Raw genomic sequence first — 13,642 nt, forward strand, 5'->3', positions numbered from 1 at the left:
AAGACGTTTTATAATCACAACGCTGACTAAAATGAAACCAACTTAATACACAACGTGAATACATAACACCTTAATAGCACAATAAAAGTTCAATACGCCATACAGAGCCTGGCGACCCACAGTCCTTACTAATTTAAAATATAAAAATCCGATACCATCAATTAATAACAACTTAATAAAAAAACACTGTGCAATATCGATATCACACTGATATCAGGTGGTTTACTTCATTGAGTTCACTCTAAATTAACGCACATCAAATACCTGTAAACTTGATAACTGAAAAACAGATACAATACGACTCAGGCACTTTAGCTAACGGGTTTGAACACGATAAAACTTAAATTAACCTTAAATTAAACTGCAGGCTTTTTAATATTCAGCACTTTCTTATTCATGCGGTTTTTATCACCATTGACATGAACCAACATGACGCTATGATGCCTGCCATTCGGTGTTTAAAATAGAGATGGAATAAATGAAAAAGTTATTCATTATGCTGGCGATGTTTTTTGCCGTCAGCCTGGCAACCAGCCCCGTGGTGGAAGCAAAGAAATTCGGCGGCAATAAGTCTGCCGGTAAAACTCAGCAAACGGCGCAGTCGCAGCCTGCGGCCACCAATACCACGGCCACCAATACCACTGCAGCGCCTGCCACGGCAGCACCTGCGGCGAAAAAAGGCATGATGGGCGGTATGCTTGGCGGCCTGCTGGCAGGTGGCTTACTGGCGGCTCTCTTTATGGGTGAAGGTTTTGAAAACATCCAGATCATGGACATAGTGATCATCGCCTTGCTGGCCTTCGTGCTGTTTAAAGTCATCCGCATGCTGATGGCCTCCAAAGCACAGGCGCAGCCAAGACCAGCCTACTCAGGTGCAGGGCAAGCCAGCACCGCGCCGGGGCAGGACCTTTATCGCCAGCAGGCCGAACCCGCCGCCTTTGGAGGTCTCGGCGGCAACAGCGGCTTCGCCCAGCCCCAGAGCACAGTACCGTTTCAATTACCACCGGGGTTCGATTTAGCCGCCTTTTTGGAAGGCGCCCGCGGCCACTATAAAACCCTGCAACAGGCCTGGAATGAGGGCGACCTGAACAAAATTCAGGAATACGTGTCGATTGAGCTCTTTAACGAACTCAGCCAGCAACGCCGTGAACTCGAAGGCCAGCAGCACACCGAAGTGATGTTCCTCGATGCCGAACTGGTGCGCGCCACCTACAACAACGAGCTTGCCGAAGTGAGCGTAAAATTCAGCGGCCGCTACCGCGACGCCGCTGAAGGCGTAGAGGAAGACATCAAGGAAGTCTGGCATCTGGAGCGTAACCTGCTGCAAGCCAACTCCCCCTGGCTGATTGTGGGCATCCAGCAATAAAAGCGCGCATTAGCATGCTCTTTGCCACGCAGTAACACCAAACAAAACCCCGGCACAGACCGGGGTTTTATTTTTATGGTCCGAAAGTCGATAGCAGCCGTTTGCAGAGCCGCCCTATCTCAAGAAGCAAAGAAACATAGAGAGAAACAAAGAAGCAAGCACTAACCAGCCCCGTATCTGCTTCGTGATTTGCCGCAGCCAAGGCTTGTCTGTTAAAACACCATACGGTAGTCTGGCTTAGCTGTTTGATTGGCGTACTTTCAGCCGATAAGCGTATGATTATCAACGCCAAGCTTAAGCAGTTGCTGAATCACGGCGCAAGCCACACTGGCAGTGCAAAACAGCGCACAGCACTGCGGCACACAAAACAGCAGTACAAAAAACAACAATGTGGATCAGGGAAGAGACGCAACACCGTTAAGACGGCGCAGCAAGGAAGGCTTTCAGTTACTTAATTCCTCCTCGTTTCCCCTCCAATTTAACGCTACCGGCATCGGTGTATTTTTTGACCTTTACCAAGGTTTCGCCTTAGCCAAGCTGTTAGCTTTGATGTTGTTTTAAAAATAGTTTTTTTTGAAGTTGCGTTTCACAGACGGAACGCGCAGTGCGGTAGCCATGTCTGGAGATAAGGGTTACCGCCCTAACAGCGGTTTAAGGGTTAACGCCAAGCTGCGCTTGGCGAAAGTCGTGAGCTCCGCTCACACTGGGCAAGAGGGAATCAGCAGCAATTCCCTCTTGCATCTCCCTTGCCGCCCCAGACGAAGCCGAGCACTTTGGCCTTATGGGCTGAAAACGACCACCGCGTCAGACGCTCATCCCTGATTCGACTGACGCTGCCTCGGCATCCATGCCTCGGCTTGGCCGTTTCACTCAGCCCAACTGCCAAAGCGGCTTCGATGGGGAAAGAAACCAAGCAGAACGCTCCCCCTAAGCGTACCGATGCTGTAAGCCACACCCCTACAACCATAAGTAATGAATAATAAACTCCCTGAGAGATAGACCATGTCAGAATCCATAAAAACCTTTGAACGAGCGTTAAGCGATGCAGAGGCACTGCTCAAATGCTATGACGACTTAAATGAGGTCAAAGACAAATCCTCACCGCCACCGGAAGCCTTAAAGAGAGCATCACTGATCATGATACTCACCGCTTGGGAAACCTATGTGGAAGACATTGCTATGGAGCTGTTCGACAAAAAGTTTAGCTCTATCAGAGGTTGTCAGATTGGCACTTTCATGGAACAGCAGTTTTCCAATAAACTCAAATCCTTCCACAATCCCGACTCGCAAAAAACCAAGCAACTGTTCTCGGAATTTTTCGGCGCAGACGTCGCATCTTGTTGGGTGTTCAATAACTATCCCACCTCTAAAGAAGTGAGCACTCAACTCAATCTATGGATCAGTAAACGTGGCGATGCTGTACATAGAGCACACACAGATAAGCAAGCAACACACATAGTCAAACGCACAGACCTTGATAAGTGCCTGTTCTTCTTCAGAACGCTGGTTAAAGCAACTGACAACTATCTGGCTAAGATATAGACATCTTGGGTATTCAGCCCAGCCGCCAAAGTGGTATCGATAGGACTGCAAGGAAGTGAAATCTTTGGGCGCGGGTTTAAGAAAAGGTGTGGGTGTCCTCACTCTTTTGCAATTATGGGTGTCTCAGTTATTGTAGATAGGCTTCAGACACTACAAGAGTTATGGGTGCCCTCACTCTTTGTTGTGCTTTTTGTGTTAAGTGAAAGAGTTGTGGGTGTCCTCACTCTTTCTAATAGATATCTAATTCTGTAAAGATAACTATAGTCGCACCAAAAATTTTGAAAAAACTAGGAATTAAATAGATGGATTATAACGACACACTAAAAACATTGAAAAATGATATAGAGAAAAATAACAGCGTCAAAATTATAATCCCTAAGAAATTCATTTTTATAGATAATGGCATATACAACTTCAACAACATAACAAAATTTTTAAACTGGGAATTAGAAAACGTTCACGTTGAAATAGACCTTACTCAATGCATAACCACTAATTATCAAGCAGTATCTATCATTATCCTTTATGCATGGAAACTTAAATCACAAAGATGCAGAGTAGTATTCAAAGAATCAGACAATATAAATGGAGCAAGTGAACTTTATAGAAGACTTGGAGGAAGAGGCCTTTTCACAGTATTCACCCATGAAAACATTAACTTTAAAAGCGACAAGTACAAGCCGCTTTTTGCAGTGAGAAATACCAATGACTTCAAAAAGGTAATTGAAGAATCAGAATCATACACCGACGGATTCAACGTAGAGTTCACAAAAACTTTGAGGTATATATTAAGTGAGCTACTTTATAACACACTAGAACACGGTTCGGCCTATTACAAATTTGGACAATCTGATTATAGAATCCCATCCATTTGCCAATTCACATGGTATTCAAAAAGAAATGAGTTAAGCTTTATTATTGGTGATGTCGGCATCGGCATTAAAAGACATTTGGAGCAAACCTACCCAGGGCAAGAGTCTCACCAGTCAGCAATATTGAAAGCAATGGAGCCTAGAGTATCTGGAACTTTTGGCGTTACAGATATATACAAACAGAAAAACAACGCAGGAATTGGACTATTTCTATCAACAAACATTGTACGAAGATTAAATGCAAATATGCATATTATCTCAGGCAATGGTGTTGTTCATATTTCACCAAGAGATATAACGGCAAAAGAAGTTGAGTTAGGGTGGCCAGGAACTCTAATTCTCGTGACAATAAAACTAGGAAAAGAAAGGCTAAAAGAGTCTCTGCATCAAATGATGCAAGAATTCAGAGAATCCGCGTTAAGGGAACAGAAAAAAGCGGATAGAGAAGAGTCAGGAGATTCTTTTTACTTGAGCATCAGAAATTACTTTGGAACATATGCCGAAGATAAAGAAGCCGCAATTAAATTTAGAGATAACAAATTGTTTCAAGCTGTAAAGGATGGGAAAAGAATTGTTATTGACTTTGATGGTGTAGAAAGTGCTCCACATAGTTTTTTAAGTGCACTTTTAGCCTCACCGATAAAATCAATTGGAATGTTTGCTTATAAGCAATTAAAGATTGTTAATTCAAATCAAGAAATTAGGGAAACTATAGATTTCATTTTAGATGAAAACACATAGTAACAATGCAAACATTAGTAATTTTTTGTGCGATAAAGGGGTCGGAGTGAATTAAAAACTCATTCGTTTTTACCAGGCCAAGGTCGCCCGGGTTTTAGATAACCAAGTTTTCGATTGAGCGCGGCTTCAATGTCGGATTTAAAGCGTTCATTGCCCATTAGATAATTGTGGTTAAGGCAGTCGCGAAGGATATGCAGTTGTTCGCTGGAAATGTTGCAGTTAAACAGCTCGCGATAGGCATGTTGGCGTTCGGTATGGGTATTGCCCAGGGATAGGTAAGTTGGGTGGGGAGTCAGGCAGCGAATTGCTTTGCCTGCGCCATTAGCTTGATAGCTAGACCAACGGTATTCGGATGGGTGATCCACCATCCCGGCACGCACTGGATTGAGTTCAATATAGCGCTGACAAATCAGCAGGTACTCTTCACTGTTGATGGGACTGGCCTTGTGCCGACCTTCCCAAAGTGTTCCGGTACGTCGGTAAAGACCATTAATAGCGCGGACATAGGTGCGACCAACGCTTTGCATAACCTTTGAAATGCCTTGAGAATCGCTGGGCGTCATCAATAAATGTACGTGATTGGTCATCAGTACAAAGGCGTGTAGCTGGACGTGGAATGTTTGCAGGGCATCGGTTAGTGCATTGATGTAGATGCCAAAGTCGCTTGATGAAAAGAAGCAGGCGGTGCGGTTATTACTTCGCTGGACAATATGGTATGGGATGTCGGGTAGGTAAAAGCGGGGTTTTCTAGGCATGGTCCTTCCTTGGGCATTGGCTAGGTTGAAGAAGTGTAGCACCTGATTGGGTGTAATTAACTCCGACCCCTTTACGTTGACCCTTTACGTTATCGGACTCCTTTATCGCTTTATCGACCCTTTTATCGCTTTATTAATTAACTCCGACCCCTTTATACAGAGGAAAGTCATTAGAAAATTATAATTAATTTCAATAAATCGTAACAACCTTAATCCACCATGTTAATTAATAACACCACTCATGGAATTTAGCTATGAAATATAAAGGATACTGGATTTTAGTATTTATTATTGCCTTATTGATATCTCTTGCATTTGGTTTGGCCCCATACATACTTTACAGCCTAGGTTTTATCAATCCAGACCATCAAAACGTAATCAAGATTGTAGAGCCTGTAGGTGGAATGTTCGGGCCCGCAAGCGCTTTTTTTTCTGGCTTCGCACTCATAGCAGTGATTATTAGCATTCAGCAGCAGCGAGAAGCGTTGAAAATACAAGCGGAAGAGTTAGAGCTAACCAGGAAAGAAATTGGAGAGTCTACAGAAGCTCAACAAGAAATGGCAAAGCATCAAAAGAATGCTATTAGTCTGCAGGTTATTATGCCATTCATGAATGAGATATCGTCTGCTGAAATGAGAAAAGCAATTATCGAGCTATCTAAGTTTGGAAGAATGGAAAATTTTGATGCCATATACTATGGTTTGCTCCACAGGAATAAGTCAGGGTCACTTGAAGGTGCTGATTTAGAGTTTTTCGAAACTGTTGATAACGCTAGAAGAAAATTTGTTGGACTGTTTCATAAAATGCAAAGACTGTCTGCTACAGGTGTAGTAGACAATGAGATAGTGCGGGTTGTTTTAGGTCCAGACAGTTGCTGGCTTTTGCTAAATATTGTAGAACCTCTCGATGCGAAGATTCGTCCGAATTACTCTACGGTTACTTTTGATTTTGCAAGAGGGCTCTATAGCGCTGAAACTGTTGACGTCAAAGGGAGACATGACTGAAAGATTACTCAAGCGCATCACGATATGCATCAAACGAAAGCTAAAATGACCCTCCTATAGCTGATCCAATAAGTTTTAAGGTCAACTCTGGCATGCTTGCCAGAGTTGATTCGATATGAATGCATCCGTGAAGTGCCGTGAAGCCAAGTTCACATAGATGAACCGAAAGTATTGAATTACATTCACAGCACCTCCCAACAAGATTCCACTCGACCTGCAACCCCAAAAGTCCTGTTTTTAAGTTTAACGCCAGACTTCAAATTTATCAGGAATGCATCCTGCCAATGCACGGCGTTATGAGTAAAGCAGCAATACCGTATGTAGCAGTTTGTCGCGCCGCACAAATTCTCTATAACCGAAAACAAAAACCCCGGACAAGTCCGGGGTTTTCAGTTTTACAGGCTTAAATGAGCCAGCAATACATGTTGCATCTAGCGCAGGAAAAATCGTTTTAGAGCAAGGCATCCTGCCGCGACGTTTAGCTGTCTAAACGAGCGGCAGGATAACGCCGCTATAAACGATTTTAACCAGCTAGAGTTACATCATGCCCATGCCGCCCATACCACCACCCATACCACCCATATCAGGGGCATCAGCCTTCGGCAGCTCGGCTACCATGGCTTCGGTGGTGATCATCAGACCTGCTACAGAGGCGGCGAACTGCAGTGCAGAGCGGGTTACCTTGGTTGGATCCAGGATACCCATTTCCAGCATGTCGCCGTAGCTGTCGTTACCGGCGTTGTAACCGAAGTTACCAGAGCCGTTCTTCACAGTGTTGGCCACTACAGAGGCTTCTTCACCGGCGTTGGTGGCGATTTGGCGCAGTGGGGCTTCCATGGCGCGCAGAGCGATAACTACACCGTGCTTCTGATCTTCGTTGGCAACGTCTACGTTGGCAATCTTGGAAGCAACACGTACCAGGGCTACACCGCCGCCTGGAACCACGCCTTCTTCAACGGCGGCGCGGGTGGCGTGCAGGGCGTCTTCAACGCGGGCTTTCTTCTCTTTCATTTCCACTTCGGTGGCAGCGCCAACCTTGATAACGGCAACACCGCCGGCCAGCTTGGCCATACGCTCCTGCAGTTTTTCACGGTCGTAATCGGAAGTGGTTTCTTCGATTTGCTGTTTGATCTGACCTACGCGAGCCTTGATCTGCTCTTCAGCACCGTTGCCATCGATGATGGTGGTGTTGTCTTTGGTGATCACTACGCGCTTGGCAGTACCCAGATCTTCCAGAGTGGCTTTTTCCAGCTCCAGACCGATTTCTTCAGCGATAACAGTACCACCGGTGAGGATGGCGATATCCTGCAGCATGGCCTTGCGACGGTCACCAAAGCCTGGGGCTTTAACGGCAGCAACCTTCACGATACCGCGCATGTTGTTCACTACCAGAGTCGCCAGGGCTTCGCCTTCCACGTCTTCGGCAACGATCAGCAGTGGCTTGCCGGTCTTGGCCAGACCTTCGAGGATAGGCAGCAGTTCGCGGATGTTGGAGATCTTCTTGTCAACCAGCAGTACGAATGGGTTGTCCAGTTCAACAGCGCCGGTTTCTGGCTTGTTGATGAAGTAAGGAGACAGGTAGCCGCGGTCGAACTGCATACCTTCTACTACGTCCAGTTCGTTTTCCAGCGCCTGGCCTTCTTCAACGGTGATAACGCCTTCTTTGCCTACTTTTTCCATGGCGGTGGCAATGATGTCACCGATGGACTCGTCTGAGTTGGCAGAGATGGTACCTACCTGAGCAATGGCCTTGGAGTCGGCACATTCCTGAGACAGGGCTTTGAGTTCAACCACAGCGGCGGCAACGGCTTTGTCGATACCGCGCTTCAGATCCATTGGGTTCATGCCAGCGGCAACGGCTTTCAGACCTTCGTTAACAATGGCCTGAGCCAGTACGGTGGCGGTGGTGGTGCCATCACCGGCAGCGTCGTTGGCCTTGGAAGCCACTTCCTTCACCATCTGGGCGCCCATGTTCTCGAACTTGTCTTCCAGTTCGATTTCTTTGGCTACAGAGACACCGTCTTTGGTGATGAGCGGCGCGCCGAAGCTCTTTTCCAGAACCACGTTACGGCCTTTGGGGCCCAGGGTGACTTTAACGGCGTTGGCCAGAATGTTTACACCGGCCAGCATTTTTACGCGGGCGTCGTTACCAAATACTACTTCTTTAGCTGCCATGTTCGATTTCCTTTAAATACTTTGAGTTAGACTGAAATTTCACAATTTGAGTGGATTAGTCCACTACAGCCATCAGATCCATTTCCGACAGGATCAGTACTTCCTGACCGTCGATTTTTTCTTTCTTCACGCCGTAACCTTCGTTGAAGATCACCACGTCACCCACTTTCACGTCCAGAGGACGCACGGTGCCGTTTTCAAGGATCCGGCCATTGCCTACCGCCAGCACTTCGCCACGGGTAGACTTTTCAGCCGCGCTGCCGGTCAGCACGATGCCACCAGCTGAAGTGGATTCCACTTCCAGACGCTTAACGATTACGCGGTCATGTAATGGACGAATATTCATCTATGGATTCTCCTAAAGATTTTTTGCCCAGCAATGAGGCGGTTTTGTTGAAGTCGCAGAGTCCCTCACGGGCACGCCGCTTGATGGAACCTATATGGGGACAGGGATGTGTGGTCTCAAGGGGGATTTACAAAATTTTTTGGATTTTTTTGGCCCGGATTTCCATCCCCGGGCGTCATTCCTGCTAGAATCGCGCCTCGAACCGCAAGAAGAGATGACCCGGCCCCGATGAAAGACAGACACGGCCTTTTAACAGCACCCATAGCAGGCGTGCTTTTAAAAATGACCCTGCCCAACATGCTGGGGATTTTAACCATTCTGGGGTTCAGTCTGGTCGATACCTTTTTTGTGAGCCAGCTGGGCACAGAGGCCCTGGCCGCCATCAGCTTTACCTTTCCTGTTACCCTGGTGTTGTCCAGCATTGCCGTGGGCATAGGCGCCGGGGTGTCCACCAATCTGGGCCGTTTGATTGGCTCGGGCCATGCCCCCGATGCCAAAGTATTTTTGCACGACGCCCTGCTGCTGACCTTTGCCATAGTAGGCACACTGGCCTCGCTGGGGCTGATGTTTATCGACCCCCTCTTCAGCCTGCTGGGTGCCAACGAACAAAGCCTGCCGCTTATCCATGAATACATGCTGGTATGGTACCTGGGCAGCCCGCTGTTGGTGCTGCTCATGGTGGGCAATCAGGGGCTGCGCTCCACCGGCGACACCAAGTCACCGGCCAAAATCATGGCGCTGGCGGCCATCATCAACCTCATTCTCGACCCCTTGCTGATTTTTGGTTTGGGCCCTTTCCCCCGGCTGGAAATTCAGGGCGCGGCCATCGCCTCTGTGATTTCATGGGTGCTGGCGATGTCGCTTTCAAGCTACCTGCTGATTGTGAAACGGCATATGCTGGCGCTCACCGAAATCGCCTGGCCCAGACTTAAGGACAACTGGCGCAAACTGGCCCATATCGCCCAGCCTGCGGCGCTAATGAACCTGATGAACCCCATCGCCAATGCCGTGATCATGGCCATGCTGGCCCGCATCGACCATGGCGCCGTGGCCGCCTTTGGCGCAGGCACAAGGCTTGAGTCTGTGCTCTTGATTGTGGTGATGGCGCTGTCGTCCAGCCTGATGCCCTTTGTGGCGCAAAACCTCGGCGCCGGGCAGCACCAAAGGGCGCGGGACGCTTTGATGATGTCGCTGCGCTTTGTGCTCCTGTTTCAGTTTTTGCTGTATCTGCCCTTGCTGCTGCTGGCGGGCCCTATTGCGGGCCTCTTCAGCGATGAGCCCAAGGTGGTGGAATGGCTGACCTTTTACATTATCGCCCTGCCCGCCGCCTACGGGCCGCTGGGGGTGGTGATCATCACCGCCACCGCCCTCAATGCCTTCCACCGGCCACTGGCGTCGCTGATTATCAACGTGTGCCGCCTGTTTTTACTGATGTTGCCCCTGTGCGCCCTGGGCTCCTTCCTTTACGGCGTAAAAGGCCTGATGGTGGCGCTGCCGGTCACCAACGCCCTGATGGGCATTGCCTGTTATTACCTCGCCAGCCGGGTGACCGAGCCTGATACTGTACCGGGCGCGGGCGAGAAGGCGAGGGGCTAGGCCCTCGTCTACCGTCTACCGTCTACCGTCTACCGTCTACCGTTTACCGTCTACCGTTTACCGTTTACCGTTTACCGTTTACCGTTTACCGTTTACCGGCTCCCGCTCAGCGCCTTACAAAAACTCCAGTGAGTCGAGAAACGCCATGGCGGTTTTCCGCTCTCTGGCATCGGAGGCGTAACTGGCCATCAACATCAGCAGATGGTTGTCGTGGGTGTAGATGCGCTGCACCATTTCGCCCTTGTCCCGCCCCAGATTGACCACCAGCTCATAGCCCTTCTTGCCCTGATGTTCGATAAAGCCGCGCCGTACCAGCGCCGCATCCAATCCGGTGTCGGTGCCGAAACGGCGGCTTAAACTGCTCAAGTCTTCACGGGACAAGGCATTGATATCCCGCTCATCAAACACCTCGTAGGCGGTGCCCATGGCCAGCACCAGCAGTGTCATGTCGGCATGGGGCGAACTGGCACTGACAACCTGCTCAACGCTGATGTCACCCGTGACTTTGGAGGCGGTATTGGGCTGGGGCAACATGCGCACCTTAACGGGCACACTGGCCAGAAAATGGCTTTCAAGCGGCAGGGGGGCAAAGAGCTCACGGTAAGCGAAAAACGCGCCCACCAGGGATAACAGCAAAATGACCAGTCGTGTCATGGTTCAATCCTTTGAAGCCGACAGGGAGGTGTGGCCGACCATAGTAACAGCCAAGGCTGTGACACGCGTGAGGCAAAAGGCTGACTTATCCGGCCAACCCCTGATGGACATCATGGCTTGAGAGCCGGGCCACAATGGCGCCGGACAAGAAAAAAGCCCGCAAATGGCGGGCCTCTTTGTTTACAGCGCTTGCGGCTTAAATGGGTGAGCCGGGTGGCATGGGCAATGGTTTGGTGATAATCCGCACCTTGGCGTCATCCAGCCCCCTGGCAACGCCCAGCGCCAAATACTTGAAGTGGGCGGCATCAGCCTCGCTGGAGCGGCTGGCTTTACGCTCCAGCTGCTTGATGGTGTAAGCCAGTTTGGCTCCCAGTACCGCCTTGACCTCGGCACTGGTGTCCTCGTGGTGGAAGGTCTCAAGCAAGGTATCTATCACCACCGCATTGAGGCGCATCCAGACGCCACGCTCAAGGCCTGTTTTGCCTTCCTGATACAGGGTCACGGCCATCAGCTTGTCCAGCAGCTCATTGACCGACAGCTGCTCGCTGTCGCTCTGGAATCCCTGCTCGACACGGTTAAGGCGCTTGGGTGCCAGCAGCGCTTTGAGGGTATGGCGCGACAGCACCTCGGCCATGCCAAGTGGGTCGGCCACTATCCCCAGGCCCGAGGCAAAGCTCTCGCGGCCAGCGCTGTAGTTACCCTGTTTGGGCAGCAGCGACTCCACCAGCTCACGGGACAGGGTCAGCTCGGCGGTATCCAGGGTGACCAACAGGGTGCCCAGCGCCTGTTTTTGCAGCTCGGGGGCCACATAATGCCAGCTGTATACACCATCGTAGCCATAGTCGGTGCCGCCAATCAGCTTGGCCGCCGCCTCGATTTGATAGCGGCTCAGGAGATAAATGGGCACCAGGCTGTCGGCCAGCTCCCCCTGTGGCTCGCCGGGGAGCAAGGCCTCGGGATTAAAATCGGCCAGCGCCTTTTGCCGCACCTGTTGCAGGCGGGCAAGCTCGGCGACCGGATCGGCGCCATTGTCCCACAGGCTGGCGTAGGCGTGGCTGGCATCCGGGCTTCGGGAATCGCTCTCGCCAATGTATCTAAGGCCCTTGGTCTGCACCTCGGCAAGGAGTGTGGACAGGCCTTCGGCCTCGTTATCACCAAAGTCGCCGTAGCCGTAAGCAATGGCAAACTTGTCCCAGGCACCCACGCCAGGCACATAGGGCTGACTGATGTCGATTTTGCCATTGCTGAGGGTCACCATGGGATGGGGGTAATCCATCACGGAGGCATTGTTGTTGCTGGACGCGGCGAAGTTATGGTCCAGGCCCAGGGTGTGGCCAATCTCGTGGGCCGACAGCTGGCGAATCCGCTCCAGCGCGAGGTGCTCTGCGGCCTTGGCGGCGGCGTCTCTGTCTTCCCAGCCTGCGGTGAGGCCACGGGCAATCAGGTGGTCCTGCCTGACCCGCAGGCTTCCCAGGGTCACGTGGCCCTTGATGATTTCGCCGGTGCGCGGGTCGGCAATGGCCGAGCCGTAAGACCAGCCACGGCTGGCACGGTGCACCCACTGCACTACGTTGTAGCGTACATCCTGGGGGTCGGCATCGTCGGGCAAGAGCTCCATCTTAAAGCCATTGATAAAACCGGCGGCGTTAAAGGCCTCTTCCCACCAGCGGCCGCCATCCAGCAGCGCACTGCGGATGGGCTCGGGCACGCCCGGGTCGAGGTAATAGATGATGGGCTCCACCACCTCAGAGGGGGCAGCGCCGGGCGTTTGCTTTTGCAGGCGATGGCGCAGCAGGTGGCGTTTTACCACCGGGGTGTCGATAGCGCTGGCATAATCCAGATATTCATCAGACAGATAGCCACTCTGGGGGTGGTAATTGCGCGCGGTGTAACCTGCCTCTGGCAGGGCAATAAACGAGAAGCGCATGCGGATGGAGATGGCCTTGGGATCCGGCGTGACCTGGGCCACATAGGCGCCGGGCTCGGCGCTGGCAAAGGTCAGCTGCACGTCCAAATCGCTGTTATTGGGGAAGGATTTCACATACTCGGGGATGATAAGCGAGCGTGATTTATCCAGACTGAAACTGCCCTGCCCCGACGCCTTGAGGGCGTCACTCACGCCGTGCAGGTCATTGATGATCAGTGCGCTCAGGGGGGCCAGCGGCGTTTTGCCATCCAGCAGCGAGGCACGCCACAAAATAGAATCGGCAAAGGCCTCTTTGACCGCCCGCTGCTCGGGGGCATAGTCGCTGCCGGCACGATAGCGGGTATTGAGCTCACGCAGGATAAGATCCGGACCTATGCGCTCAAACTGCACCATGCGGGTGCGACCCAGCTGGCCGCGATCGAGACCGATATCGTTGGACCCCACGCCCTGAGGCAGGCTGGTCACCAGCAAGAATGGCTGGTTGAGCCGGTTAGCCTCAACAAAGACCTCGCCCTTGTTGTCGTAGTGGAAATTCAGAAACCCTCTGGCCGATTGGCTCTGTTTGATAATGGCGGCCGGGTTATCGGCGGCCCAGACTGACATGGCCGGTGTGCTCGCAAGCATTAGCGCCAGGGCGAGAGTCGAGGGTTTCATCTTATCTCCT

Annotated in this window: 10 protein-coding genes; 5 read left to right on the plus strand and 5 right to left on the minus strand. The window is 50.8% G+C overall.

Translation table 11 applies throughout. The features are described from left to right. Nucleotides 1–478 precede the first annotated feature (478 nt). From SAMA_RS16265 to SAMA_RS16280, 3 genes are all read left to right on the plus strand, one after another. Nucleotides 479–1,366: a Tim44 domain-containing protein gene (locus SAMA_RS16265; protein ID WP_011761226.1), complete on the plus strand. Its 888-nt coding sequence runs from the start codon at nucleotides 479–481 to the stop codon at nucleotides 1,364–1,366. A gap of 1,002 nt (nucleotides 1,367–2,368) precedes the next feature. Then, complete coding sequence (locus SAMA_RS16275) at nucleotides 2,369–2,908, plus strand: HEPN domain-containing protein (protein WP_011761227.1); 540 nt, start codon at nucleotides 2,369–2,371, stop codon at nucleotides 2,906–2,908. 302 nt (nucleotides 2,909–3,210) lie between these two features. Further along, a complete protein-coding gene (locus SAMA_RS16280) occupies nucleotides 3,211–4,521 on the plus strand; it encodes an STAS-like domain-containing protein (protein WP_011761228.1) in 1,311 nt (436 codons plus the stop codon). Nucleotides 4,522–4,580: 59 nt separating this feature from the next. Here SAMA_RS16280 and SAMA_RS16285 read toward each other — a convergent pair whose 3' ends face one another. Then, nucleotides 4,581–5,276, minus strand: a complete 696-nt coding sequence (locus SAMA_RS16285) for a transposase (RefSeq protein WP_011761229.1) — start codon at nucleotides 5,274–5,276, stop codon at nucleotides 4,581–4,583. A 254-nt stretch (nucleotides 5,277–5,530) separates the two neighbouring features. On the opposite strand from SAMA_RS16285, the gene SAMA_RS16290 reads away from it, so the two are divergent. Continuing rightward, nucleotides 5,531–6,280, plus strand: coding sequence for a hypothetical protein (locus tag SAMA_RS16290; protein WP_011761230.1), 750 nt, complete (start codon nucleotides 5,531–5,533; stop codon nucleotides 6,278–6,280). Between the two features lie 537 nt (nucleotides 6,281–6,817). Here SAMA_RS16290 and groL read toward each other — a convergent pair. Both groL and SAMA_RS16300 read right to left on the minus strand, forming a co-directional pair. Beyond that, complete coding sequence (groL, locus tag SAMA_RS16295) at nucleotides 6,818–8,455, minus strand: chaperonin GroEL (protein WP_011761231.1); 1,638 nt, start codon at nucleotides 8,453–8,455, stop codon at nucleotides 6,818–6,820. Nucleotides 8,456–8,510: 55 nt separating this feature from the next. Further along, a complete protein-coding gene (locus SAMA_RS16300; RefSeq protein WP_011761232.1) occupies nucleotides 8,511–8,801 on the minus strand; it encodes a co-chaperone GroES in 291 nt (96 codons plus the stop codon). 228 nt (nucleotides 8,802–9,029) lie between these two features. On the opposite strand from SAMA_RS16300, the gene SAMA_RS16305 reads away from it, so the two are divergent. Next, entirely contained in the window at nucleotides 9,030–10,397 is a 1,368-nt protein-coding gene (locus SAMA_RS16305) for an MATE family efflux transporter (RefSeq protein ID WP_011761233.1), read from the plus strand. Between the two features lie 114 nt (nucleotides 10,398–10,511). Here the strand turns inward: SAMA_RS16305 and SAMA_RS16310 are convergent, their stop codons facing one another. Together SAMA_RS16310 and SAMA_RS16315 are read right to left on the minus strand one after the other, a co-directional pair. Then, nucleotides 10,512–11,051 (minus strand): hypothetical protein, encoded by a 540-nt coding sequence (locus SAMA_RS16310; RefSeq protein ID WP_011761234.1) that lies wholly within the window; start codon nucleotides 11,049–11,051, stop codon nucleotides 10,512–10,514. A 196-nt stretch (nucleotides 11,052–11,247) separates the two neighbouring features. Next, nucleotides 11,248–13,632 carry a zinc-dependent metalloprotease gene (locus SAMA_RS16315; RefSeq protein ID WP_011761235.1) on the minus strand — a complete coding sequence of 795 codons (2,385 nt, stop codon included), beginning with the start codon at nucleotides 13,630–13,632 and terminating at the stop codon, nucleotides 11,248–11,250. Nucleotides 13,633–13,642: the final 10 nt, after the last annotated feature.

Origin of the sequence: Shewanella amazonensis SB2B (assembly GCF_000015245.1) — a bacterium.
GTDB classification, from domain to species: Bacteria; Pseudomonadota; Gammaproteobacteria; order Enterobacterales; family Shewanellaceae; genus Shewanella; species Shewanella amazonensis.

Excerpts from the sequence above, each read along its gene's own strand:
- SAMA_RS16265 (WP_011761226.1), top strand. The coding sequence starts at position 479 with ATGAAAAAGTTATTCATTATGCTGGCGATGTTTTTTGCCGTCAGCCTG.
- SAMA_RS16275 (WP_011761227.1), top strand. The coding sequence starts at position 2,369 with ATGTCAGAATCCATAAAAACCTTTGAACGAGCGTTAAGCGATGCAGAG.
- SAMA_RS16280 (WP_011761228.1), top strand. The coding sequence starts at position 3,211 with ATGGATTATAACGACACACTAAAAACATTGAAAAATGATATAGAGAAA.
- SAMA_RS16285 (WP_011761229.1), bottom strand. The coding sequence starts at position 5,276 with ATGCCTAGAAAACCCCGCTTTTACCTACCCGACATCCCATACCATATT.
- SAMA_RS16290 (WP_011761230.1), top strand. The coding sequence starts at position 5,531 with ATGAAATATAAAGGATACTGGATTTTAGTATTTATTATTGCCTTATTG.
- groL (WP_011761231.1), bottom strand. The coding sequence starts at position 8,455 with ATGGCAGCTAAAGAAGTAGTATTTGGTAACGACGCCCGCGTAAAAATG.
- SAMA_RS16300 (WP_011761232.1), bottom strand. The coding sequence starts at position 8,801 with ATGAATATTCGTCCATTACATGACCGCGTAATCGTTAAGCGTCTGGAA.
- SAMA_RS16305 (WP_011761233.1), top strand. The coding sequence starts at position 9,030 with ATGAAAGACAGACACGGCCTTTTAACAGCACCCATAGCAGGCGTGCTT.
- SAMA_RS16310 (WP_011761234.1), bottom strand. The coding sequence starts at position 11,051 with ATGACACGACTGGTCATTTTGCTGTTATCCCTGGTGGGCGCGTTTTTC.
- SAMA_RS16315 (WP_011761235.1), bottom strand. The coding sequence starts at position 13,632 with ATGAAACCCTCGACTCTCGCCCTGGCGCTAATGCTTGCGAGCACACCG.